General features: G+C 66.1%; 19 protein-coding genes and 3 pseudogenes. 10 read left to right on the forward strand and 12 right to left on the reverse strand.

Going from position 1 to position 25,088, the window contains the following annotated elements; genetic code table 11:
* The first annotated feature begins 96 nt into the window (after nucleotides 1-96).
* The 9 genes and pseudogenes from HF877_RS01320 to HF877_RS01365 all read left to right on the forward strand — a co-directional run bounded on the left by HF877_RS01320 (nucleotide 97) and on the right by HF877_RS01365 (nucleotide 9,105).
* Nucleotides 97-1,332: a sensor histidine kinase gene (locus tag HF877_RS01320; protein WP_346765031.1), complete on the forward strand. Its 1,236-nt coding sequence runs from the start codon at nucleotides 97-99 to the stop codon at nucleotides 1,330-1,332.
* Complete coding sequence (locus HF877_RS01325) at nucleotides 1,329-1,964, forward strand: response regulator transcription factor (protein ID WP_169619277.1); 636 nt, start codon at nucleotides 1,329-1,331, stop codon at nucleotides 1,962-1,964. The genes HF877_RS01320 and HF877_RS01325 overlap by 4 nt, the downstream gene beginning before the upstream one ends.
* Before the next feature lie 79 nt (nucleotides 1,965-2,043).
* Nucleotides 2,044-3,447 carry a dihydrolipoyl dehydrogenase gene (lpdA, locus tag HF877_RS01330; RefSeq protein ID WP_169619279.1) on the forward strand — a complete coding sequence of 468 codons (1,404 nt, stop codon included), beginning with the start codon at nucleotides 2,044-2,046 and terminating at the stop codon, nucleotides 3,445-3,447.
* Between the two features lie 190 nt (nucleotides 3,448-3,637).
* Nucleotides 3,638-3,973, forward strand: coding sequence for a cupin (locus HF877_RS01340; RefSeq protein ID WP_169619281.1), 336 nt, complete (start codon nucleotides 3,638-3,640; stop codon nucleotides 3,971-3,973).
* Between the two features lie 102 nt (nucleotides 3,974-4,075).
* Nucleotides 4,076-4,863, forward strand: a pseudogene (locus HF877_RS01345) (iron-sulfur cluster-binding domain-containing protein).
* A gap of 40 nt (nucleotides 4,864-4,903) precedes the next feature.
* Nucleotides 4,904-5,191 (forward strand): annotated as a pseudogene (locus HF877_RS01350) (acyl-CoA desaturase); the annotation flags it as partial.
* Between the two features lie 151 nt (nucleotides 5,192-5,342).
* On the forward strand, nucleotides 5,343-6,533 hold the full coding sequence (locus tag HF877_RS01355) for a site-specific integrase (protein WP_169619283.1): 1,191 nt from the start codon (nucleotides 5,343-5,345) through the stop codon (nucleotides 6,531-6,533).
* Nucleotides 6,530-6,874 carry a helix-turn-helix transcriptional regulator gene (locus HF877_RS01360; protein WP_169619285.1) on the forward strand — a complete coding sequence of 115 codons (345 nt, stop codon included), beginning with the start codon at nucleotides 6,530-6,532 and terminating at the stop codon, nucleotides 6,872-6,874. The genes HF877_RS01355 and HF877_RS01360 overlap by 4 nt, the downstream gene beginning before the upstream one ends.
* Nucleotides 6,875-8,067: 1,193 nt before the next feature.
* Entirely contained in the window at nucleotides 8,068-9,105 is a 1,038-nt protein-coding gene (locus HF877_RS01365) for a hypothetical protein (protein ID WP_169619287.1), read from the forward strand.
* A 789-nt stretch (nucleotides 9,106-9,894) separates the two neighbouring features.
* On the opposite strand, the gene HF877_RS01370 is transcribed toward HF877_RS01365, so the two are convergent.
* The 3 genes from HF877_RS01370 to HF877_RS01380 all read right to left on the reverse strand — a co-directional run bounded on the left by HF877_RS01370 (nucleotide 9,895) and on the right by HF877_RS01380 (nucleotide 12,535).
* Complete coding sequence (locus tag HF877_RS01370) at nucleotides 9,895-10,983, reverse strand: hypothetical protein (RefSeq protein ID WP_206036427.1); 1,089 nt, start codon at nucleotides 10,981-10,983, stop codon at nucleotides 9,895-9,897.
* Between the two features lie 270 nt (nucleotides 10,984-11,253).
* On the reverse strand, nucleotides 11,254-11,937 hold the full coding sequence (locus tag HF877_RS01375; RefSeq protein WP_169619289.1) for a hypothetical protein: 684 nt from the start codon (nucleotides 11,935-11,937) through the stop codon (nucleotides 11,254-11,256).
* On the reverse strand, nucleotides 11,921-12,535 hold the full coding sequence (locus HF877_RS01380) for a TetR/AcrR family transcriptional regulator (RefSeq protein ID WP_169619291.1): 615 nt from the start codon (nucleotides 12,533-12,535) through the stop codon (nucleotides 11,921-11,923). The genes HF877_RS01375 and HF877_RS01380 overlap by 17 nt, the downstream gene beginning before the upstream one ends.
* 507 nt (nucleotides 12,536-13,042) lie before the next feature.
* On the opposite strand from HF877_RS01380, the pseudogene HF877_RS01385 reads away from it, so the two are divergent.
* Nucleotides 13,043-14,142 (forward strand): annotated as a pseudogene (locus HF877_RS01385) (acyl-CoA desaturase).
* 12 nt (nucleotides 14,143-14,154) lie between these two features.
* Here the strand turns inward: HF877_RS01385 and atzF are convergent.
* The 9 genes from atzF to urtB all read right to left on the reverse strand — a co-directional run bounded on the left by atzF (nucleotide 14,155) and on the right by urtB (nucleotide 25,086).
* Nucleotides 14,155-15,909: an allophanate hydrolase gene (gene atzF, locus HF877_RS01390; protein WP_169619293.1), complete on the reverse strand. Its 1,755-nt coding sequence runs from the start codon at nucleotides 15,907-15,909 to the stop codon at nucleotides 14,155-14,157.
* Complete coding sequence (uca, locus tag HF877_RS01395; RefSeq protein WP_169619295.1) at nucleotides 15,906-19,514, reverse strand: urea carboxylase; 3,609 nt, start codon at nucleotides 19,512-19,514, stop codon at nucleotides 15,906-15,908. Before uca ends, atzF begins: the two co-directional genes overlap by 4 nt.
* Before the next feature lie 37 nt (nucleotides 19,515-19,551).
* A complete protein-coding gene (locus HF877_RS01400) occupies nucleotides 19,552-20,247 on the reverse strand; it encodes a GntR family transcriptional regulator (RefSeq protein ID WP_169619297.1) in 696 nt (231 codons plus the stop codon).
* A 99-nt stretch (nucleotides 20,248-20,346) separates the two neighbouring features.
* A complete protein-coding gene (locus HF877_RS01405; protein ID WP_169619299.1) occupies nucleotides 20,347-20,880 on the reverse strand; it encodes a carboxymuconolactone decarboxylase family protein in 534 nt (177 codons plus the stop codon).
* A 19-nt stretch (nucleotides 20,881-20,899) separates the two neighbouring features.
* Nucleotides 20,900-21,589 (reverse strand): GntR family transcriptional regulator, encoded by a 690-nt coding sequence (locus HF877_RS01410; protein ID WP_169619301.1) that lies wholly within the window; start codon nucleotides 21,587-21,589, stop codon nucleotides 20,900-20,902.
* Nucleotides 21,589-22,281, reverse strand: coding sequence for an urea ABC transporter ATP-binding subunit UrtE (urtE, locus tag HF877_RS01415; RefSeq protein ID WP_169619603.1), 693 nt, complete (start codon nucleotides 22,279-22,281; stop codon nucleotides 21,589-21,591). The genes HF877_RS01410 and urtE overlap by 1 nt, the downstream gene beginning before the upstream one ends.
* Nucleotides 22,281-23,087: an urea ABC transporter ATP-binding protein UrtD gene (gene urtD, locus HF877_RS01420; protein WP_169619302.1), complete on the reverse strand. Its 807-nt coding sequence runs from the start codon at nucleotides 23,085-23,087 to the stop codon at nucleotides 22,281-22,283. Before urtD ends, urtE begins: the two co-directional genes overlap by 1 nt.
* The gene (gene urtC / locus HF877_RS01425; protein ID WP_169619304.1) at nucleotides 23,084-24,211 is read right to left on the reverse strand and encodes an urea ABC transporter permease subunit UrtC; all 1,128 of its coding nucleotides are present in this window, start codon (nucleotides 24,209-24,211) and stop codon (nucleotides 23,084-23,086) included. The genes urtD and urtC overlap by 4 nt, the downstream gene beginning before the upstream one ends.
* Nucleotides 24,211-25,086, reverse strand: coding sequence for an urea ABC transporter permease subunit UrtB (gene urtB, locus HF877_RS01430; protein ID WP_169619306.1), 876 nt, complete (start codon nucleotides 25,084-25,086; stop codon nucleotides 24,211-24,213). The genes urtC and urtB overlap by 1 nt, the downstream gene beginning before the upstream one ends.
* Nucleotides 25,087-25,088: the final 2 nt, after the last annotated feature.

Genomic DNA, 25,088 nt, shown 5'->3' on the forward strand with positions numbered 1-25,088 from the left:
TCGGTCCGCGGCAGTGACACCGGTCGGCAGTGACATTCCGTTGGCAACGACGACATTCCGTTGGCAACGACGGCGGCACCCGTCATGCTGAACAACGTGGCGACGGACACCGCGATGGCAGCGCCCCCGACAGACGAGTACTGGGAGCGTATCTACAGGTGGGGACCGTGGGTGCTGCTCGCGGTCGGGACGATCCTGTCCCTGGCCTCCGCGAACCTGCTCATGACGCCGGCAGAACGTGTTTCGGCTCTGGTGCTGGTTGGCGCCGCAGTGTGCTGGGAGCGCTGGTGGTGGCGTCGCGACAAGGACGCTGTGTACTTCACCGGGCGCACTGTTCTTGCGTTCGTCCTGACCTGGCTCAATCCGTTTTTCGCGTTTTACGCCTTCATCGGGTACTTCGACGCAGAGCGGTTGCTCCCCGAGCGTTGGATGCGAGTGGGGCTGCTCTCGACAGCGGTGACGATGGCGGGATCCCAGAGCGGGGGTCTCCCGCCGTCGGGCCTCACCATGTGGATCGCGTTCGGTGCGTTGTTCGTCATCAACTCCTCGATCGTGATGATGATGCTCCGAATCAGTGCGCGAGAGGAGACGCTGACGCAGGAACGGATCGACGCGATCGCGGAACTCGAACGCACGAATCACCGTCTGGAACAGGCTCTCTCCGAAAACGAGGCACTCCACGCGCAGCTCGTGCTGCGCGCGCGGGAGGCCGGCATCGACGACGAGCGGCGACGTCTCGCCGCCGAGATCCACGACACCCTGGCGCAGGGTCTCACGGGGATCGTCACGCAATTGCAGGCGGCGCAGAACACCGTCGACCCGGTCGTGGCCGGGGGGCATGTGGAGCGGGCCGCGGCACTTGCTCGCCGTAGCCTGTCCGAAGCCCGTCGCTCCGTGCAGAATCTGCTCCCGCAGGCGCTCGAGCACGGCACACTCGACGAGGTGCTGGGCCGAGTGGTGAAGATGTGGGAGGCGGACTCCGGGGTAGCCGCCGTATTCACCGTGACCGGCACAGCCGAGCCGTTGCACGACGACATCGGCGCGACGCTCCTGCGCATCACCGAGGAGGCACTCGCCAACGTGAGCAAGCATGCGGGGGCGGGACGTGTCGGCGTCACGGTCTCGTATATGGAGGACGAGGTGAGCGTGGATGTGCGAGACGACGGATGCGGTTTCGATCCGTCCGCAGGATCGGTTCGCGGGTTCGGCTTGAGGGGCATGCAGTCCCGGGCGGCCCGCGTTGCCGGCGAAGTGACTGTCGAGTCGGAGCGCGGTGCCGGGACGGCGGTCTCGGTGCGGGTTCCGCTGGTGCGGGTGGGAGCAGCGGAATGAGCGCCGACGCGATCACAGTGCTGATCGCCGACGATCATCCGGTCGTCCGCGACGGCCTGCGTGGGATGTTCGCCGCGTCAACCGAATTCGCGGTCGTAGGAGAGGCGTCGTCCGGACCGGAGGCTGTGGTGGTGACTGTGGCGCTGGATCCGGATGTGGTGCTGATGGACCTACGGATGCCGAGGGGCGGGGGAGTCGAGGCGATCGCCGAACTCACCGCCCGCAAGGTCCGGAGCCGCGTACTCGTCCTCACGACATACGACACCGACGCCGACGCTTTCTCGGCTATCGAGGCCGGAGCGATCGGCTACCTGCTCAAGGACACGCCCCGTGACGAACTGTTCGCGGCGGTGCGCGCTGTCGCGGAGGGACGCACCGTCCTCTCGCCGGTGGTGGCGTCGCGACTGCTGTCGCGCGTGCGCGCCCCGGCCGCATCGAGGACGCTCAGCGCGCGGGAGCGTGAGGTACTGACCCTGGTGGCGAAGGGCACGTCGAACCGCGCGATCGCGCAGGAACTGTTCATCAGCGAGGCGACGGTCAAGACGCATCTGACCCACATCTTCGGGAAGCTCGAGGTGGCGGATCGCGCCGCGGCGGTGGCGACCGCGTACGACCGCGGCATCCTGGGCTGAAGCGTCCGCTTCGTACCTACCGGTGGGTAACCGGACCATCGGCAGACAGCCGAATGGGGCAGGACTACCCTGTATGGCTGTGACCTCACACTATGACGTCGTTGTCCTCGGAGCCGGTCCCGGTGGGTACGTCGCTGCTATCCGCGCGGCACAGCTGGGATTGAGCACCGCCATCATCGAGCAGAAGTACTGGGGCGGTGTCTGCCTGAACGTCGGCTGCATCCCCTCGAAGGCACTTCTCCGAAATGCCGAACTGGCACATCTCTTCACCAAAGAGGCCAAGACCTTCGGTATGTCGGGAGACGTGTCCTTCGACTTCGGTGCCGCCTACGACCGCAGCCGCAAGGTAGCCGACGGTCGCGTCAAGGGCGTGCACTTCCTGATGAAGAAGAACAAGATCACCGAGTACGACGGTAAGGGCTCGTTCGTCGACGCCAAGACCATCGAGGTTTCGCTCAGCAAGGGCGGAACCGAGCAGGTGACCTTCGACAACGTCATCATTGCGACGGGTTCGGTCACCAAGCTCCTGCCGGGAACCGAACTCAGCGAGAACGTCGTCACGTACGAGGAGCAGATCCTCACCCGCGACCTTCCCGGATCGATCGTCATCGTCGGTGCCGGTGCCATCGGCATGGAGTTCGGCTACGTCCTGAAGAACTACGGGGTCGACGTCACCATCGTCGAGTTCCTCGACCGGGCACTGCCCAACGAGGACGCGGACGTCTCCAAGGAGATTGCCAAGGCCTACAAGAAGCTCGGCATCACCATCAAGACCGGTGCCGCGGTCCAGAAGATCTCCGACAACGGCTCGGACGTCACCGTCGAGATCAAGGACAACAAGTCCGGCAACGTCGAGACGATGACCGTCGACAAGGTCATGCAGTCGGTGGGATTCGCCCCGCGCGTCGAAGGCTACGGCCTCGAGAAGACCGGAGTCGAGCTCACCGATCGCGGCGCCATCGCCATCGACGAACGGATGCGCACCAACGTCGACGGCATCTACGCCATCGGCGACGTCACCGCAAAGCTCCAGCTCGCCCACGTCGCCGAGGCTCAGGCCGTCGTCGCTGCCGAGACCATCGGTGGTGCCGAGACCCTCGAGCTCGGCGATTACCGGATGATGCCCCGCGCGACGTTCTGCCAGCCGCAGGTCGCGTCCTTCGGACTCACCGAGCAGCAGGCGAAGGACGAAGGCTACGACGTCAAGGTCGCGACCTTCCCGTTCACCGCGAACGGCAAGGCGCACGGACTCGCCGACCCCACCGGTTTCGTCAAGCTCATCGCCGACAAGACCCACGGTGAACTTCTCGGCGGCCACCTCATCGGCCCCGACGTCTCGGAGCTGCTCCCCGAGCTGACCCTCGCCCAGAAGTGGGATCTGACCGTCAACGAACTGGCGCGCAACGTCCACACGCACCCGACGCTCAGCGAGGCGCTGCAGGAGGCCATTCACGGTCTCGCAGGGCACATGATCAACTTCTGATCTTTCGAAACCTTCCGGTCGGGCGGACCCGTTCGGATGTACCGGCTCAGCCCGGGGCGACTCGACCGTCGTCCCGGGCTGACGTCGCTTCGAGGGATGCCCGCGCCCGGGTGCTGCAGATACGCTCCACGTTCACGAAGTACACGAAGAACCTCGTGGCGATCGAGGTCATCGCACGAAAGAAGGCGGCATGACGACAACGAACGGTAAGGACGGCAAGCTCACCGTCATCGAAGGTCTCGCGACCCTCAACCCTCAGACCGGCGACACCCCGCGCATCGAGAAACTGGCGTCGGGGACGGGCGCCACGGTGATCCGTATCAGCTTCACCGCGGGGCAGACGATGGCGGATCATCAGGCGATGTTTCCCATCGTGGTGCAGACGGTCGTCGGCGACATTTCCTTCGGGACCGAGGAGCAGACCGTCTCGCTGGTGCCCGGCACCGCCGTTCACGTCGACGCGGGCATCGTGCACCGTCTCTACGCGAATATCGACTCGGTAGTGATGCTGACGATCTTGCGGTGATGTCGACGATCCCGCGGTGATGTCCGTGATCTCCAGGTGACGACGCGGCGGAGCCGTCCGGTTTGTCGCAGAGCCGGCGGCACCGCGCGTTAAGGTGACGAAATGGCGGAACGCGGAGCTCGGCCCCATGTACACCCGGTTCGCAAGTGGCTGTTGCACGCGGTGCGGCGACTGTTCACACCTCTCGAACCGGACCACTACCTCGAGATGATCAACCCACTTTGGTCCACCCGTGAGCTCCGCGGACGGGTGGAGCGGGTGGTGCCGGAGAGCGAGGACACCGCCTCGGTCCTCATTCGGCCCGCGTACGAGTGGCCCGGGCACGAACCGGGCCAGTACGTCCGGCTCGGAGTCATCATCGACGGCGTCTACCACTGGCGGGCCTACTCCCTGACGTCCGATCCGGACCCCCGGGACGGACTCATCAGCGTCACGCCGAAAGTCGTCGAGGGCGGGGTCGTGTCGCCCTACCTCGTACGGAAGATCGCCCCGGGCGAGATCGTGCGCCTCGGCGAGGTGGAAGGTGTCTTCACCCTCCCCGATCCGGTCCCGGCCCAGCTGCTGTTCATCAGCGCGGGCAGCGGCATCACGCCCGTTTCCAGCCCGTTATCGGGGGGAATGCGGGAAGCGGCGAGGGCGGCACCATCCACTTCCTCGACAGCGAACAGGACGTCGAGTGCGACGGGGGAACCCCGATCCTGGTCGCGGGCGAGAACGCCGGCCTCAAGTTGCCGTACGGCTGCCGTATCGGTATCTGCCACACCTGCGTGGGCACGTTGCGTTCCGGGCAACTCCGGGACCTGCGAACCGACGAGGTGAGCGAACCCACCGGGGCTTCGGTGCGTACCTGCATCCACACCGTGGAGGGTGACATCGAAATAGAGCTGTGAGCGGCGAGGGCTGCGACAGCTCCCGACGAATGGGGCACGTATGACGAACACCGAAGAGGCGACCGCACCCGCGTCTCCGGAAGTGGATAGCCCGCTCGGCCATCTGAGCGCAGAGACACTCGATCGTCTGGCCGAAGAATTCGATGCGATCCACGACGAGGTGTACGCAAGCCTCGGCGAGAAGGACCGCAAGTACATCAAGTCCGTCATCGCAGCGCAGCGCCAGCTCGTCGTGGCCGGCAGAGTCATTTTGTTCGCGTCCTCGTCGAAGCCCGCCTGGGTGGCCGGGACGGCATGCCTCGGGATGGCGAAGATCCTCGAGAACATATCGGAGTACGTGCAGGTTCCTTCCGGCGTCCTGATGAGGTGTCCGAAGGCTTCTGCCAGGTAGGAAGGCCGCACCGGCCGCCAGGTTGTGGGCATTGAATTTCGCCCGAAAGTCATGAAATCCAAGAGTTACTGCAGTAATCTGCCGCTTCATGACGGATTCCGATAGTCGACACCTGAGTGCGGTGTTGGATGTCCAGGAATTGCGTCTCGACGAGCCCGAGTTGATCGGCGACACCACTGCGTTGGCCGAGGTGGTGGCGCTCCACCAGCCGCGGCCCGGCGGATCTGCTGGCGACCTGGAACACCGGTTCTTCGTCGACACGGTCGCGGAATATCAATGGGCACGTGATGCTGCGGGTTTGGCTCGCAGCACGCTCGACCAGCTGGTGAAGCCGGTAGTCGAGGTGTGTGAGTACTTCAACGACGTGCCGTGGCGGCTATCGCCTCGGCAGTTGGATCAATACTTTTCAGGGCCGGGGAAGAGGGCCACGAGCACCGTCAGGTTAAAGATGAGCCGCATCGACGGCTACTTCGCGTTCCTCGAACAACGCTACGGGGCGGAGATCAGCAGCCGGTTCGGTGTGGTGGTCGAGTCGCCGGTCGACGAGTTCAACCGGCCGGTGCACCGGGGTGACTTCGGTCTGCGTGTGCCGCCGTCGCAGCGGGCGATGCGTGAGTTCTTCGCCCGATGGCGTGAGTCCCTGGCCTCGGCCCGAAAGTGGTCCGTTTCCTGCCGTGACTATGTGATGGCCCGACTGGCATACATATCAGGTGTCCGTTCGGCCGAGCTGTGCGCGATGAGGATCACCGACGTGCACTGGGAGTTGGGGCAGTGGGGTCGGATCATGGTGCACGGGAAGGGTTCCCATGGCTCGGGACCGCGCGATCGATTCGCCTACCTCTTCGAGGTCGGGCGAGAATTGCTGTGGTGGTATGTCGAGCAGGTCCGCGGCGAGTTCAGCGACGACCCCGACGACCCCCGCGCGCCCCTGTTTCCCTCCGAGCGGATACCGACAGCGCTGAGCACGACCGGTGCTGTTACCGCGGCGTCCCCGGTGACGTCGGCGACGTTCCGCCGCGCTCTGCATCGAGCGAGTACACAGTTTCTGACGGGGCCAGTGCCGAGGCTGCACCCACACCTGCTGCGTCATGCCTGTGCGACCCACAACTACGAACGTGGGATGGGACTGTGGGAGGTACAGCGCCTGCTCGGTCATGAGCGGGCGACGACGACGGTCGGATACCTGTCTACTGCCCGAGCCGACCCTGAGCAGGCCAGCCTGGCGTCGTCCGGTCGGGCGGTCCAGCGACTGATGATCGATCCTGGGAGGTTGGGATGAAATGGAATCTACGATGGGCGGCCGCCCGGCGCGACATCTGGCGCCCCAGCGAATTGTTGGTCGCGTTCAGGCAGGTCGGGTTCGAGCCGTCGTTGAGCAAGGTGGCGCAGCTGTGGAGCAAGAAGCCGATCTCGTTGCGCCTCGACGAGCTCGACCTGATCTGTGCCGCGTTGGAGTGCAGCATCTCGGACCTTCTCGAGCCCGAACCCGTAGCCCGAGTCGGTGAGGAGCGAGCTGTCAGCGGCGGAGACAATCACTCGACACCAGGCGCCGGATCCCATCCTGTTCGGCCGACGCCCCAACGCGACAAGCGCGGACCCCGCGCCTTGCCGCCCAACTGACCTGCGACCGGCTGGGGACGAGGGTGGGAAGAGAACGCGCCGTCGGCGAATGCCTGGTCTGTCACGGATGGGGACCGGTCGGTGCAGACGGTCGATGCCCTCCGTGCAAGGTCTGGGCTCGAACGAATTCGATTATTGGACAATGCAATCGGTGTGGATTCACTGAGACAGTCAACCCTCATCATGTCTGTCGGCTGTGCTACCTCGTCAACAATGTCGATGCTCGTCGCGATCGACGGTCTTTGCCGCCCGCACAACTGATTCTGATCCTTCCGGGTGTCGGCCGACCCGAGCGGTCCGCCTTTCGCCATCCACGGCCACCATGGGTATGGTCATCGACCACCCCTCCCGTCGATGACGAGTCGATCTGCCCGCCGCTGGAACCGGGCCAGTTGATGCTGGTCCGACCACCGCGCCGCTTCTTGCACTCACTCGGGGAGCGGATCGACGGACGGTGGGCGCCCGGGTTCGAGATCGTTGCCGCCGAGGTCAAGCGGCGGGCCCGCGAGCTCGGCCACGACACGATCAGGCGCCAGGGCACCAGGCGGATGGCGAACCTGCTTCTCGCCGCCGCCCGCGCGGACGGGCTGGAACGAGTACCACGGTCCTGGATCAGGACCGCACCCCGCGGAACCGATGCCTACGCAGTCCTGGCTCCCTTCGGGCTCGTCGACCCCGGACCAGGGAGGTTCGTCAACACTGCCCCCCGGTCCTGTCCGGACTGCTTGAGCTGGGGAAACGAACCCGTGTGCGCGCCGTGCCGATCCTGGCGACTCAAACACCAGGCCGGGCGCTGCGCCTGGTGCCGGCGTGAGCCGATCGCCATCGCCGAGAGGACCGGCATCTCGTTGTGTCGGATGTGCGTCATAGCACGACAACACCGAACCGACAGCCGCGACGACCTCGCGCCCATTCAGCTCACTTTCGGTGGCGTGCTTGGCCCGCGACTCACATTGAGGGCTGAGGTCAACCAGCGTGCAAGAGTGGCAATACCTCCACGCTCTGTCTCTGAGCACCTGGTTCGAGCAGATCAGCTGTGCCTGTTCGACTGCGAGCGGGACTGGACGCGCCTTCCCGCCGGCGAGACCTTGCCGGCCCTGACAGACCAATCGCAGGTCCTGATCGAGGCCATGTGTGTCTTCGCGCGTGAGCGACGGTGGGACCCAACCACAACGACGCTGAGTGTGCGGACGTTGACGGTGCTCCTGAGCTGGATCGGCGCCGAGATGCCCATCCGTGAAGCTGACATCCGAGCTCTGCGCCGCACGCTCTACAAGGGGACCGGCAACCGTGCCCTGGCCTTCCTCTCCGCCCACGGCCTACTCGCGCCAGAGTCCTCGATTACGTCCACCGAACGCTGGGTCATCACTCACGTCGACCAGTATCCCGACCATATCGCCACCGAGATCCGCGTGTGGGTCCAGGCGATGCGGGGCTTAGGGCGGCGCAGACGGAAGCCCCGCTCGTGGAAGCTGATCCAGAACCACCTCTACGCAGTTCGACCACTGCTCGACACCTGGAGTGCCCGGCACCGGAGCCTCCGCGACGTCACCGAAGACCACATCCGCGATGGAGTTCGCGAGGTCACCGGATCAGCCGCACACCACCACCTGGCCGGCCTTCGCAGCATCTTCGGAATGCTGAAGTCAGAACGGATCCTGCCCCACGACCCGACCCGCGGCATCGCGAACTCCCGCGCACTTCCGCTTCCCACCCCGCTGCGAGATGATCAACTCCGCGGCCTTATAGAACGCGCCGAGGATCCACGAGCGCAGCTGATCGTCGCCCTCGTCGCGGTTCACGCCCTCAACGTCGAAGAGGTCCGTGCACTGCGAACCGACTCGCTCGACAACCGCGCAGGCACCCTCACCGTCGTGCGGCCACGAGGCCGCACCCGAATCCTCTATCTCGACGAACTCACTCGAACACTGATCGTCAGGTGGCTCCGCCACCGCCACGCCTTGTGGCCGGCCAGCCCGAACCCTCACTTGCTGATCTCCTCACACGGCGCGCACGCGGCCAACACCCCACCCCTCGCCGCCCTCACCATCACGAATACCTTCCGGCGGCTGGGTCTGCAGTCCCGCCGCGTCCGGAGCGACCGAATCCTGCACGAAGCAACCACAACCGAGGACCCAGTCCTGCTCATCAGCCTGTTCGGCATCACCGTTCCCACCGCCATGCGCTACTTACAGGCAGCACACCCGCACCGCACAACACCCACCCGATAGTCGATGGTCTGACGGCATCGTCAGATGGAGGTCAAGCTCGGCCATCATCAAATGTCAGCGGTCATGAAATTCCCGAGGCCGAAGGGTTCATCGGTCACGTATCTGGATGTCGCGGGCGTTGCGCTACGCATCCACACTGGGTCTGGGCAGATCGGAGCGAACAGGTTCTCGACGTGCTCCATCCGCACCACGAGAGCCAGAAATTCCTATTCGTTTGGCCCCTCATTCGCGAGGTTCTGTGTTAGATCGGGGAGGGGTACGGGATGAGCGTGGACCACTAGCGTTGTCGCCCCCCGGAAGGCCCTGCAGAACCTCGCGGCAGTGCGAGCCGGGACGAGGGCACAGGAATGCCGATCCGGCCTCGATACTCGGCGCAGTCGCTGATTGCCGATTGAGCCCTCTGGCCGGCAAGCCCGCACCTGCACAGCCCTTCTCCCCGGCGGGGTCAGCACCGCCGCGCACGGAGTCGGTCGCCGCCGCGGCGGCCCGAGCACGCATCCGCAGCTGCTCGCAAACGCGACAACGACCCGTGCATACCGGTTCGGTCCCGGTTAGCGGGCCGGGCCGGGGCGCCGATGGCGGCTTCATCTCGATCCCGCGTCGCGGACCGCTGGTCAACGCATCGGCCCGAGCCATCAGAGTGGTGAGATGACTCCCGCTCCCTGGCGATTCGCATCAGCCGCGCAGCGGGCTGATCGTCGGCTTTAGCCAGGGCGCGACGAGAGCCGCCGCGCCGATCGGGTGCGGCGGGATCACGGCGGAGAGCTACGGCATCCACGGCGGAAGAAGTCACGCGGAGGCGGACCGGCCGGGCGTTGAGGACGGTCCTGGGATTTTGAGGGCACACCATCCGGCCACCAGAACAAGTGAGAGCATGACGGCGTTGTGGGTGTACTTCGACCATGCCGCCACCGTGCCTGTCAGCGGCTCGTAGGTGAACGCCAGAACGCCACGGCTGACAAGGAATGCGAGCGCCACCGCAGCTACGTGGCGAAGCCCCCACCCTCTCCGCCGGGCACTCACAACGATGAGTGCTCCCCCCACTGTGGTGACTGCGACGGCCATAGCTACTCCCCACCAGTCTTCTCCTGTGAGGTTGAGTAGGCAGGCAAGTGCCAACATCACGGCGAACACGGTGGCGACTGCCGGCGCCGACGCGCCCTCGTCGGCGCCGTGACTTGCCTTCTTCTGGTGGCGCTTGCCCAAAGCGTATGCACATCCCACACAGGCAATCACCAGGAGGCTCGCCCCAAGCAGTTGGGAAACCGACGCATTCTGTGATTCCGGATCGCTGATGATCAGGCCGGCGGCAACGAAGTATGCGGCGGCGGCGAGGATCAGTCCGGGCGCCTTGAGCCACGGGTCCTCGGCCTTGTGCGGCTTCCATGCTTCTGCCAAGGCAATGGGCGCACCGAAGCTGTAGATCACGTGCCCGAGGATGAAGTTGAACGCGTTGTAGACGCTCACCCCGACGGCCGGGATGAGTGTGGCCTGATAGGTTTCGGTCCAGCCGTCGTAGTTCTGGTAGTCCTCGCTGAAGAGGGACTGGTCGATGAGACAGGCCTGCGCGATCGCCAAGCTCAACATTAGTAGCAGCATCGAATCCCAGCCCCAGCCGGCCCGGCGGGTGATCTCGCGCACGAGCAGGGCCGGTGCGCCGTAAAGCGCAGTGAAGAAGACCACTGCGAACATGATGGGGCCTAGTCTTCCGGTGTTGTCCGCATACGCTGCAAGCAGTTCGGCGCTTACCGCGCTGAGCACGACACATCCACCGACCTGAACCACCCCGCGCAGACGGCGCCTTGTCCCAGGCTCCTCGGCGGACGCCGCGACGAGGCCGCGGTGGTGTGGTGTCGATGCGGGCGGTTGTTCGCACATGGTGTGTCACTCCTTCAACGGTCGTTGGTAGCCCCGGCAGCTCACGACGCCACGTCGACTCCCGCCGCGAGGCGCGGCACAGGACAGGCGATGCGTTGCGGTTGAACCGAATGCACGTGCGAATGTTGTGTCGCGGCAGACAACTGCGTTCGGGTAGCGGCGATACTGCGTGTTGGGCATCGTTACTCGTTTACGCGTGCCGCACCTGCATCAGGTGTCGAGCATGTCTCGCGCTGCTCGCGGTCCAGGCAAAGGTGTATCGACCTACTCCTAGTCCAAGCGTCGAAACTCCTGGCCGCCTTGGCGATCGCGCACGACGAGGCCGAAGGATTGAAGGCGTTCGAGGGCCGCCTCTGCCTCCTGTCGGTCCTTCTTCTCGAGAGCACGCCGCCGGGCGCGGAAGGCGTGGTCCTCGTCGTCGGTGGAATCTCCGTTGCCGTCGATCCAGGGCGAGTACTTGTGCGCGTGCGGGTCTGTTGCCCCTATCCACGGGTATCGATGAGCGCGAAGTGCGTCCGCAGCGGCGTCGATCGAGATATCGGTCGCTTTGTACCGCACGATCTGTCTGCCCTCGGCGCCGTCGACGACAAAATCCTTCCCGTCCGCGAAGATCGCAGAAATCGCCCCGCGGGGGACCACACGGGTATGGCCGTGTTGGTCGAGGATCAGGCGGTCATCGGACACGGTCAACTTCAACGCCTCCTTCTCGCCTTCGGCGGCAATGAACAGCCCCAGCAAGGCACCGAGAATGCCGAGAACCGGAACCTGCCACACCAGCGGCAACGTCATAGCGATACGGACCGGTGCGGGAACACCTCCGAGAAGCTCGAGGACCCATGAGCCGACCGGGTTCAGGATGAATCCGACACCGCACCCGAGAAGCAGGCCGATCAGCACAAATCCGATGGTCCATCCGTGACGCGGACGAAGCTCGATGTCAGCGGTGTTGGTCATTGAATTCTGTCCTTGCGGTGAGAAGGCGGGTGATGGTCAGACGCACCAGGGGGCGCGGATCGGCAGAGTTGTCCGGATCGGCGTGAAGGAACGCAGCGTCGACGATGGCGATGAGCCAGCGGGCGGTGGCGTCGAGATCGAAGCCAGAATCGATGTCTCCGGCTGCATCGGCGCGCTCGAGCAGCGCCCGGTAGGTGGTGAATGCTAGTTCTTCCTCGGCTGTCACCAGGCGGGTGAGTTCGTCATCGTGACCCACCCTGCGCAGCACCTCGACCATCAAGCCGGGGGCAACGGGATCCAGGGCTTCGCCGACCTGCGCTTCGATGAGATCGAGCAGCGCCGGCACCGGATCCGGACGGTGCGCATGCTGCTCCACCAACTCCGCGAATTCGACGATTGATTGCTCGAACAATCCCCGGAACAGTGCCGCCTTGTCTGGGAAATAGTGAAAGACGTTCCCTGGACTCATCCCGGCCTTTCGAGCGACGGCCGCGATGGTCGTGCCCTCGAACCCATTCGAGGCGAACAGGGATGCCGCGGCGGTGAGGATAGCGGCGCGACGCTCTGCCACACGTTGGGGATCGACGGTTCTCGCCATGACCCCCAGTCAATCATTAACCGATCGATTAGTCAATTAATGATCGGGGCTGTCGCGGCTCTCACCTCCATTTCGGCTGCGGCCGAGAGCGGACCGCCGATCGGTGGTGGCGAACCGGGCCTCACGAACGGCGTCCCGGCCGACGATCGCTCCGGGTGGGACATCGGGTGTGACCGAAAGAGCGTTCAGAACCAATGGCCGGGATCGGCAGGCGGATCGTCCCGGAAGTCGCACCGTGCCTATCACCGGCTTCCTCCTGGCGATAGGCACGGCAACAGGAAGTAGTAGCCGAAACGAACGACAAACCTCATCAACGGCACACATAGGACACGTCTTGATCACGGAAACCTACTGATCGGGACGAACAAGGTGGCCGTGCAGTCCAAGTGGCAGCCGGAGAAACATGCTCACGTTGGCAACTTCCGTCACCGATTGGTGTCGGGTTCCGGTGACAAGGGCCTCAGGAATCGGCGAACCCGTTCTCTTTTGGAAATCGGACACAACGTCATGCACGGCCAGTGGGACTGGATGAACGACCCGGACATCCACTCCTCCGTGTGGGACTGGGACACCGCGTCCACGGCTGAAGCGTGGAAGCACTCGCACAACTACGTCCATCACACGTACACCAACATTCGGGGCCTGGACAAGGATCTCGGATACGAGATCATGCGGATCGACCCGAAACAGCGGTGGCAACCGGTCTACCTCGCCCAACCGTTCTACAACGCCCTGCTCACCGTGCTGTTCGAATGGGGCGTCGCCCTGCACGACCTGGATCTCGAGGCGCTCTGGGCGGGCGAGAAGTCGCCCACGCAGGTACTCGAAGAGCTCAAGGGCATCGCCGGAAAGGCGAAGGCCCAATTCGTGAAGGACTATGTGGGGTGGCCGCTCGTCAGCGCCGCGGTGTTCGGTCTGGCGCAGGTCGCGATGCGCGGAAAGCTGCCGCAGCCGAAGACGTCCCGCGTGGCGGATGGCTACGCCGATCCGGTAGGTGGGGCGCCGGCGCCGACATCGCCGACCGGTGGCTGCCCGGCGTCGAGAAGACGTTCCTGTCGACCCTGGCCGCGGACGTCACCGCCAACATCATCCGCAACGTGTGGGCGCATGCCATCATCTTCTGCGGCCATTTCCCGGACCAGACGTACACGTTCTCCAAGAAGGAAGTCGAGAACGAGTCGCGCGGCGGCTGGTATGTCCGCCAGCTCGTGGGTTCGGCGAACATCGAGGGAAGTCCGCTGTTCCACGTCATCAGCGGCAACCTCGGCTATCAGGTGGAACATCACGTGTTCCCCGACATGCCGAGCACCCGGTACTCCGAGGTGGCGCCCAAGATCAAGGACATCTGTGAGCGCTACGACCTGCCGTACAACACCGGGCGGTTCGGGCAGCAGTGGTGGATGGTGCACCGCACCATCGCACGTCTCGCGTTCCCCGGCGGCAAGGCACGCCCGAAGCCCGGCCCCTACCGCAGTTCCGCTGATCCGACGGGAGAAGCCGCCCCGAGCGAGGCGGCCCGTTTCCGTCGGCGGATGCCGTCGGACCACCCCGCCGCAGGCCCGGAGCACGAGGGCGGCGGCGTCGCCGTCGATCCGCCGCCCCGCTGACCCGTCCGTCTTCTACCGCCCCGACTGGCGGTAGGCGACCCAGCCGCCGAACTCGGTGATGTCCACCGCGTCGGCGGCTGCGTCGTGCGTGCACCCGAACCCGACGACGGCGCGACCGTCCGACAGTTCCACACTCGTCAGCGTCATCGGGGCGGGCAGGGCCGCCAGAAAACGGCCCAGTCCCGCTTCGGAGATGCGGAACAGTTCGCCCGCGATCGAGGCCCCTGCTCCGGCACCGTGGCGCACCAAGCCCGGCTTCGGCGGTGTGGTGTCCAGTGCCATCAGGCGATACGCATCGGACGTGCGGATCTCTTCCGTGAAGCGCGCTCCGAGATTCTCGAGCTGGAAGTGGAGCGGTTGCCCACGCAGGTGTGCTCCGAACACGGCGAGGTCCACGCCGGAATCCACGAAGAGCGGAGCCGTGCCGCCCGTCAGTGCCGCCGCGACGTCGATCGCGATCTGGTCGTGGAACGCCGGTACGACCACCATGACGCCGAACGGGTTGCCCGCGGCCGTGGGTTGTCCGGGCACCGCCACCGCCGCCATATCCAGCAGGTTGCAGAAATTCGTGTACGTCCCCATGCGGCGGTTGATTCCGAGTGGATCCGCCTGTACCGCAGCGATAGTCGGATGTTCGGTCGTCGTGGGCAGTAGCAGTCCGTCGAACCCTTCGAGGAGACGCACCGCCTGAGCCTTCGTACGGGTGAGGGTGTCGAGGTCCGCGACGAGTTCGTGCGCGGCAGGCTTTCTCGCGCCGGCGACGATAGCGGCGACCGTCGGGTCCGCACCGGCCGGCGCGGCGGAGAGGAACTCGCCCACCGCGGCGTAGCGCTCGGCGACCACCGCGCCGTCGTAGAGCAGAGTTGCCGCGTCGAGGAGAGGGGAGATGTCCACCTCGTCGACGTCGATTCCGCGCTGCTGGGCCGCGACCACCGTGAGGGCGAACGCTTCGCGATACTCGTCGCACAGTGCGTCGAGGTCCTCCGGCCGCGGCACGGCCAGGCGAATCGCCGACGACGCGGCCAGTCGGACGTCGGCGGGCCAGGAACGGCTGCGTGCATCGCGAGGGTCCGGGCCCGCCATCACCGCCGCCGCGGCTGTGGCGAGATCGAGGTCTCGCGCGAGCACGGTCAAGCAGTCGTAATCGATACAGGCAGGAACGACTCCGTACGTCGGGATGACACCGAGCGTGGCTTTGATGCCGACGATGCCGTTCAACGCTGCGGGCACCCTTCCGGATCCGGCTGTGTCCGTGCCGATCCCGATGTCGGCAATGCCCAGGCCCACCGCGACGGCCGAACCCGAACTGGATCCGCCCGAGACGCGCTCCGGGTCCCACGCACTCCGCACTGCACCGTACGGACTGCGGGAACCCACCAGCCCGGTCGCGAACTGGTCGAGGTTCGTCTTGCCGAGCACCACGGCACCGGCCTCGACGAGTCGCGCGACGCCGGTGGCGGTGGTCTCGGGGGTATAGGCGAATTCGGGGCACCCCGAGGTCGTGGGTAGCTCCGCGACGTCCACGTTGTCCTTCACGGCCACGAGCAGGCCCGCGAGGGGCAGGCTCTCACCCGCGGCGACGCGTGCGTCGACCGCTGCGGCGTCGGCGAGAATACCGGTGGCGTCGCGGAGGGTGATCCACACCTCGGGCCGATCCACTTCCTCGATGCGGCGCAATGCATTCCGGGCTCGTTCGGTGGCGGTGATCGCGCTGCCCGGGGCGAGCGCCGCACTGTCGTTCGTTGCGCTGCCGGTACTCACGGTCATGCTGCTGCTCCGATCACGAGGAGTGGGGTACCGGGCGCCACTTTGCTACCGGGTTCCACGAGGACTTTCAGAACTGTTCCCGCCGCGTCGGTGAGGACGGGCATCTCGAGCTTCATCGCTTCGAGAATAACTGCGGTGGTACCGGAGGCCACGTGGTCACCTTCGGTCACCTCGACCCGCCAGACGTTGCCGACCATCGGTGCCTCCACGACCGTCGCGCCCGCAGGCATTCCGGCGAGGGGGTCGACGGGTGCGGACACCTCGACGGGTTCGGCATCGACGCGGTCGAACTCACCGGCGGCGTGCCACGCGCGCTTCTCGACTTCGAACGCCACGGATTGTTTCTCGTCGAACGCTGCGATCGACTCGGCATTGTCTTCGAGGAATCGGAGATGGTCGGCGAGAACGAACGTGCCGTCCGAGACGTCGGCGTCGAACCGGCCGGCCTTCGACGCGGCCCGGTACTCGAGCAACTGCTCCGGTGTCACCGGCTCCCAGACGATGCGGTCGAAGAACCGGAACAGCCACGGCTTGCCCTGTTCGAACGGCCCGGTCTGCCGGTAGCCGGACCAGATGGGGACGGTCCGGCCGACCAACTGGTACCCGCCCGGCGACTCCATGCCGTAGACACACAGATATTTGCCACCGATACCGACGGCGTCGGACGGGGTCCAGGTGCGCGCCGGGTTGTACTTGGTGGTCACGAGGCGGTGCCGGGGATCGAGGGGAACCGCAAGGGGAGCACCGAGATACACGTCGCCGAGTCCGAGGACGAGATACTCGGCGTCGAAGACGGCGTCACGCACCTGGTCGACGGACTCCAATCCGTTGATGCGCCGGATGAATTCGATGTTCGACGGCAGCCAGGGCGCCTCGTCGCGGACACCGCTCCGGTACCGGGAGATCGCCTCGGAGATCGACGGGTCGTCGAACGAGAGCGGAAGACGCACGGTGCGGCTCGGAACCACGAGGTCGCGTGTCGCGGGGAGTTCGGTCTCGAGATCCTGCAGCACACCGAGCAGGCGGTAGGCCGGCAGCACATCAGGATCGAAGTGGATGTGCAGCGACCGCACGCCGGGCGTCACGTCCACGATTCCCGGAAGACCTGTCGCTGCGAGAGCCTCGGAGAGTGCGTGCACGCGCATGCGCAGCCCCAGGTCGAGCACCATGTCCCCGTACTCGACGAGGATGTTGTCGTCGCCGCCGCGCAGATAGACGGCCTCGGGACGGTCGAGGACGGCCTCCGTCCGGCCCAGTCGGCCGCCGTCGGACGTGGTCTGCCGTTCCACCGGCGGAAGGTCCGCTCCGCGGACGGTGGCGGTGCGCAAGGCGGCCGCACCGGCGTCGGTCACCGGGACGAACCGCAACGAGTCACCCGGCCGGATCTGTCCCAGCTTCCAGCGGTGACCGGACACGACGGTGAGCGGGCACGCGAACCCGCCGAGGCTGGGACCGTCGGGACCGAGCAGGATCGGGGTGTCACCCGAGACGTTGAGAGCGCCGACGCTGTACGGATTGTCGTGCAGGTTCGACGGGTGGAGACCGGCGTCGCCACCATCGGTGCGAGACCAGGTGGGTTTCGGGCCGTCGAGCCGGATACCGGTCCGGTTGGCGTGGCTCTGCACCGTCCAGGTGGTGTCGTAGAACTGGCTGATGTCTTCGGGGGTGAAGTAGTCGGGTGCCGGTTGCGGACCTTCGGTGACCGCGAGGTGCCAGGTGTGCGTGAACTCCGGCCGCCCCTCGGCCGGCACGGGAGCGGGCTCGCGGTCGGTGGCGGTGTCGGCGACGCCCAGGACATCGCCGGTGGCCACGGCCCGCCCGGTGACGCCACCGAAGCCGCCGAGCGTGAAGGTCGACGCGCTGCCGTGGTACAGCGGTACGTCCAGGCCACCGCGCACAGCGACGTAGGTGCGCAGGCCGGTGTCGGCGGGGGCACCCACGTCGAGCACCGCACCGGCGGGAACCTCGATCGGCTCCCACATCGGCACCGGCTCGCCGTCCAGCGTCACCTCGGCCGGGGCGCCGGTGACACACACGAACGTGGCGTCGGAGAACTCGAGGCGCGGGCCCTGCAGCGTGCATTCGAGTCCGGGAGCGCCCTCGGGATTTCCGACGGCCACGTTCGCCGCACGCAACGACAGGTCGTCCATCGGCCCGGACGGCGGGATTCCCACCTCCCACAACCCGGTACGGCCGGGAAAGTCCTGGACGGTGGTCATCGTGCCCGCCCGCACCACGTCGATACGGTGCCCGGTCGCGCGCAGTCCCGCCAGGGTGGAGGTGGCGTGCTCGGCGGCCAGAACCGAAGGGGCCGTGCAGATACGGCGAAGCTGGGGCAGGTTCGTCTGGACCCCGTAGAGATGGGTGTCGTCGAGCGCGTCGGCCAATGCCGCGAAGGCGGTGCGGCGGGACTCGCCGTGCACGATCACCTTGGCGAGCATCGGGTCGTAGAACGAGCTGACCTCGGTCCCGGTGTCCACCCACGTCTCGATCCGGGTGTGTGCGGGGAACTCCACCTGGGTGAGCAGGCCCGCGCTCGGCCGGTAGTCGTGTCCGGGGTCCTCGGCGTACACCCGCGCTTCCACTGCGTGGCCGCTGATCGCGGGTCCGGTGTCGGGCAGCGCGTCGAGCATGTCGGTCTCGCCGCGCGCGAGCCGGAGCATCCATTCGACGAGGTCGACGCCTGTGACCTCTTCGGTCACAGGATGTTCCACCTGGAGCCGGGTGTTCATTTCGAGGAAGGATGCCTCACCTCGGTCGATGTCGTAGACGAACTCCACCGTTCCCGCAGACCGATAGTGCACGGAGTCCGCGAGCGCGCGGGAAGACGACAGCAACTGTTCGACGATCTCGTCGGGCAGGTTCGGAGCGGGTGCTTCCTCGACGACCTTCTGATTGCGGCGCTGCAGGGAGCAGTCGCGGGTGCCGAGGCTGAGAGTGCGGCCGTGCCCGTCGCCGAACACCTGCACTTCGATGTGTCGCGCATGTGCCACGAATCGTTCGAGGAACACACCGGACGAGGAGAAATTGGCCGACGCGAGGCGCAGCACCCGTTCGTAGGCGGAGCGGAGATCGTCGGGACCGAAGCACGCCTGCATGCCGATGCCCCCACCGCCACCGACTGCTTTGAGCATGACCGGATATCCGATGTCCTCGGCCGCGACGAGGGCGTCGTCGAGCGAGCCGAGTAGTCCGCTGCCCGCCACGAGCGGAACTCCCACGGCGCGCGCGGCCTCTCGCGCGGTGTGTTTGTCACCGAACACGCGTAACTGCTCGGGAGTCGGCCCGACGAACGCGATACCCGCCGCCTCGCACGCGGCAGCGAAATCGGCGTTCTCGGAGAGGAATCCGTAGCCCGGATGGATCGCCCCGGCGCCGGTCGCCTGGGCGGCCTCGATCACCAGATCGGCGCGCAGATACGACTCGGCTGCGGGGGCCGGGCCGAGTCGCACGGCCACGTCGGCGAGTTCGACGTGTGCGGCAGAGGCGTCGGCATCGGAGTACACGGCGACGGTCTTGAGGCCGAGCAGATGAGCCGAACGCATGATGCGACAGGCGATCTCGCCGCGGTTGGCGACGAGCAGGGTATCGAAGGCGTAGGTCAAGGCGAGCTCCTCGGATAGGGGCGGGACGGCAGCGCTGTCAGTCGGCCAGCGACATCGCGGTGACCGCGCGGGTCACCCTGTCGAGAACAACGGAGAGAGATTCGCCGATATGGCGGTGGAGCAGGGTGCGAGCGGTAGGAAGGTCGTCGTCGAGGACGGCGTCGAGGATGCCGAGATGCTCTGCGATCGACGTTTCGATGCGGCTGTTGACCATGAAGTCGTACATCCGTACATGGCGAATCCGGGAGTTGACGGACTCGAGCGCGCTCACGAGTTCGGTGTTCCCGGACGACGCCAGCAGCGCTACATGGAACTCCTCGTCGGCGACGACGAAGCCCGGTTCCTGCGCCGGCGGGTCGTCGGCAAGTGCCCGCCACCGCGTACGTTCGGATTCGAGTGCCGTCCGGTCGTGCCGCACGGCCGGATCGTCGAGTGCGCGGGTGATGCCCTGCAATTCCAGGGTGATTCGCAGTTCGTACAGATTCCGGATGCGCGGAATGCTCGGCGGCTGGGGTGAGAATCCGTAGTCTTCTCTGCGAATCAGACCGTCGGAGACGAGCATCGCGAGTGCTTCGCGTACCGGAGTGCGTGAGATACCGAACCGTGCAGCGAGTTTCGGCTCCGTCATACGGTCGCCGACACGGACCGACCCGTTCATCACATCGTCACGCAACTGGCGGTAGACCTGGAGCCGCAGCGGCTCCGGTGTCCCTGTGTCCGTTTCTGTCGACATAGCTGTATACGCTATTGACCTGCGATGACACCGTTGTGACGCCGTGTTACGGCCGGGTTAGAGGATGCTCACGTTCACCGTGTGAGCAGGTGCCGGTGACTAACCGAAGTCGCGTTCGAGGCGGAGAGTGCCGATCGTGGTGGCCAGACCGTCGTATTGGGTGACCAGCAAGCAGAATTCGATGAGCTTTCGATCGTCGAGGTGATCCGCGAGCGTCGACCACGTCTCGTCCGAGAGATCTTTCGTCGCGACCAGTTCGTCGACGGCGCCGAGGATCGCGCGGTGACGGGGGCTCCAGCCCTCGGCGTCCGGCCCGGCGACGATGCGCGCACGGAGGTCGTCGGTGATGCCGGCGCGCCGGCCCAGCCGGGTGTGATGGTCGGTCTCGTATGCGCTGCCCCGCAAGTGCGCGACCCGCAGGATGATCATCTCGCCCTCGAAGCGGCCGAGCCTGCCGAAGGGCATCAACATGCCGGAATAGTGCAGCCATCCCCGGAACAACCGCCCCGTCCGTCCGAGCGTGCTGAACAGATGGGCGTCGGTGGTCCCCGCCGCCGCGGAGAGCGCTTTCCATGCGGCCCAGTTGAGAGGACCGAGTTCCCTGAAACGTCCGGGCCGGATGCGGGGCGTCATACCCGCCAGTGTCGCACGATCACTCACGGACCGCCCGGGCAAGCCGCGCCACGTTCAGGGCTTCCTCCGAGCGCCGTACGACTACGGTCCGGGAGGTGCCGATGTGTTCGAGGAGCATGCGGTGCGCGTCGTCGAGTCTGTTGTCCAGGACGAGTTCCGCGACGGCGATGTGCTCGTCGACCGTGTCGGAGATCCGGTCCGGGGTGAGGTAGTCGAACATGCGCACCGGCCGCACTTTCTGATTGACCACGGCAAGTGCGTCGCACAGCGCACGGTTTCCGGACGCCGCCAGCATCGTGAGATGGAATTGCTCGTCGAGGGTCACAAATCCTGCGTCGGGTTCCGGAAGATTTCGGCGGATGCCGTACCAGCGGTCGAGTTCGGGACCGAGAATGTCGGGGTCGTGCCGGATGGAGTCGTCGTCCTGCGCGCGCCGGATTCCGCGAAGTTCCAGGGTGATCCGGAGTTCGTAGAGGCCCGCGAGATCTTCGAGGCGCGGGCGATACGGAAACAACCCGTACTCGCGACGTTCGACGAGACCGTCGGACACGAGGCGAGCCAGCGCCTCGCGCACCGGGGTGCGCGACACCCCGTAGTGCTCGGCGAGCCGTTCCTCACTGAGGCGTTCGTCGGGGGTGAGGTCGCCGGACATCAGGTCGGTGCGCAAGGCCCGGTAGACCTGCTCTCGCCGGGTGACGCCGGGACGCATCAGATCGCCATCGCCGCGCGGACGGTTGTCGCGGCGTCCGCGCCACCCTCTCCGGTGGAGGTGACGCGCCCGGATTCGAGCACGTAGTAGTGGCGCGCGTTGTCGAGGGCGAAGCCGATGTGCTGTTCGACGAGCAGGACACCGAGGTTTCCGCCGCGACTGAGTTCGACGATGGTGTTCTCGATCTCGGCGACCACCGAGGGCTGGATGCCTTCGGTCGGTTCGTCGAGGATGAGCATGCGCGGCTCGGTGATCAGAGCGCGCGCGATCGCGAGTTGCTGACGCTGGCCGCCGGAGAGCAGCCCCGCGCGACGGTCGAGCAGTGGGACGAGCGCGGGGAACAGGTCGAGCATATCGGCGACGAGCTTCTTGCCGTTCTTGCGGCCGTCCGCGACGACCTGCAGGTTTTCGCTACAGGTGAGCTGCCCGAACGACTGCTGGCCCTGCGGCACGTAGGCGAGTCCCCGGGCCACGCGTGCTGCCGGCCGGAGCCCGCTGATGTCGTGCCCGTCGAACAGGATCTTGCCCGAGGAGATCGGAAGCAGGCCGACGGCGGCGCGCAGCAGCGTGGTCTTGCCGGCGCCGTTGTGGCCCATCACGGCGGCGACTCCGTCGGAGGGAACGGTGACCGAGACACCGTGGATGACTTCGGTGCGGCCGTAACCGGCTCGCACGTCGACGAGTTCGAGCATCATGCCTCCTGGAACGTGTCGGTGCCGTCGGAACCGACCGCAGCTGCGGTGCCGAGGTAGACCTCTTGGACCTGCGGATCGTTCTGCACCTCTTCGACGGTGCCGTCCGCGATGACCTTGCCGCGGGCCAGCACGGTCACGGAGGTCGCGAACGCACGCATGAAGTCCATGTCGTGTTCGACCACCACGACGGTGCGCTGCGCGCCGATACGGCGCAGCAGCCGGCCGGTTTCCTCGCGTTCGTCGCCGCTCATGCCCGCGACCGGCTCGTCGAGCAGCAACACGTCGGCGTTCTGGACGAGGAGCATTCCGATCTCGAGCCACTGCTTCTGGCCGTGCGCGAGGATGCCTGCCGGCGTGTCGCGGTGGGCGGACAAGCCGATCGTCTCGAGGGCTTCCTCGATTTCGGGCAGCACATCTTTACGGCGGCGCAGTAGTTGCCACGGGGAGCGCCCGGCACCTGCGGCGATATCGAGATTCTGGAGCACCGACAGTTCCTCGAACACCGACGCGGTCTGGAACGTCCGGCCGACGCCGAGGCGGGCGATCTTGTGCGTCTTCTTGCCGACGAGTTCGATTCCGGACTTGGTGATGGAACCGGTTGCGGGGACCAGGCCCGTGACCGCGTCGACGAGGGTGGTCTTGCCCGCGCCGTTGGGTCCGATCAGGAAGCGCAGGTCTCCCTGCAGGAGTGTGAGGTTCACTCCGTCGACGGCGTGGAAGCCGTCGAAGGTGACTCGCAGATCGCGGATTTCGAGGTAGTCGCTGGCCATGCCGGCGTTGCCGCCGTAGACGGGTGCGTTCATCGTGCCGGCTCCAATTCGGTCGTCGCTGCGGGTACGTCGTCGGCGGGTGGTGCGGGCCGGGACCGGCGGCGCCGGCGCCATACGGTGGCGAGTCCGGCCAGGCCGGCGGGGAAGAAGCCGACCACCACGATGAACAGCAGTCCCTGAGCGTAGGTCCAGGCCGAGGGGAAGTTCTCCGACAGCGCGGTCTGGGCCCACGCGACTCCGATCGCGCCGAGGACCGGCCCGAGCAGGGTGCTGCGGCCTCCGATGGCGACGCCGATGAGGAAGGCGATGGACGGAACGATGCCGATGTCGGCGGGGGAGATGATGCCGACGATGGGAACGAACATCGCTCCGGCGATGCCGGCGAAGAACGCGGCGACGGTGTAGGCCACCACCTTGATGTTGGCGGGGTCGTAGCCGAGGAACCGGACGCGTTCCTCCTGGTCGCGCACCGCGACGAGTAGTTCACCGTAGCGGGACTGCATCAACTGCCGGGTTGCGGCGACGACGAGCAGCAGGATGGCCGCCACGATGAAGAACAGCATCCGCTTGTTGACGGGATCGGAGAGTTCGAAGCCGAAGAAGGTGCGGAACCGGTTGAGGCCGTTGGAACCGCCGGTGGACTGCTGACCGACGAGCAGGATGGCGAAGGCGGCGGCGAGGGCCTGGGACAGGATCGCGAAGTAGGCGCCTTTCACACGTCGCTTGAACACACCGAGCCCGAGCAGTGCCGCGACGAGCGCCGGGACGATGAGGATCGCCAGGATCGCGACGAACGGTGAGGTGAACGGCACCCAATATGCCGGTAGCTCACGGATTCCCGCGATCTGCATGAAGTCGGGGACGGAGTCCTCACGCAACTGTGCGTCGGCAATTTTGAGATGCATTGCCATGATGTATGCGCCGAGCCCGAAGAACACGCCCTGCCCGAGGGTCAGCATGCCGCCGCGCCCCCATGCGAGCCCGATTCCGACGGCGACGATCGCGAAGCACAGGAACTTGCCGAGCAGGCCCAGCCGGAAGTCGGACAGGAACGCCGGCGCGATGCCGAACAACACGAGCGCGGCGAGCGCGAATCCTGCTGCGGTGCGGACGGGTCCGGGTTGTGTCAGGGACCGGGGGGAGAACGTCACAGACATCAGACCAGGCTCCTCGTCTTGACGGCGAACAGGCCTTGGGGACGGACCTGCAGGAAGATCACGATGATCACGAAGACGATCACCTTCGCGATCGAAGCGGTGGTGGAGTATTCGATGAACGAATTGAGCAGACCCAGGGCGACGGCGGCGAGCACGGCGCCTTCGATCCTGCCGAGGCCGCCGATGACGACGACGAGGAACGCGTCGATCAGGTACGCCTGCCCGATGGTCGAGCCGATCAGCGTCAGCGCCACGCCGGCAAGGCCCGCGAGGCCCGAACCGAGGAAGAACGTGGTGATATCGGTGCGGCGCGAGGAGATCCCGACGGTTTCCGCGAGGTCGCGGTTCTGCACGACCGCGCGGATCCGGCGGCCCATCGGGGTGTACTTCATCGAGGCGATGAGTGCGATCACGCAGATCACCGACAGCGCCAAGATGAACAGGCGGGTTTTCGGTACCACCGCGCCCAGGATCTCGACACCGCCCGACAGCCAGGCCGGGGCCACGACGTTGACGGCGGGTGCGCCGAAGATGTCGCGGGCGGCCTGCTGGAGCAGCAGGCCCACACCGAACGTGACGAGCAGGGTGTCGAGGGGCCGGTGGTACATGCGGCGGATGAGGGTGAGCTCGAGCAGGACACCCATCGCCCCACCGACCAGGAAGCCGACGAGCAGCGAGACGAACAGGGACACACCCGCGGACGAGATCACCTGCTGGACCACGAAGGCGGTGTAGCTGCCGGCCATGATGAATTCGCCGTGGGCCATGTTGATCACGCCCATCTGCCCGAAGGTCAGCGACAGGCCCAGTGCCGCCAGCAGCAGGATCGAACCTATACTCAATCCTGTGAACAACTGTCCTACAAGGACATCCATGG

This window comes from Rhodococcus sp. BL-253-APC-6A1W, assembly GCF_012843405.1.
In the GTDB taxonomy this organism is placed as follows: domain Bacteria; phylum Actinomycetota; class Actinomycetes; order Mycobacteriales; family Mycobacteriaceae; genus Rhodococcus.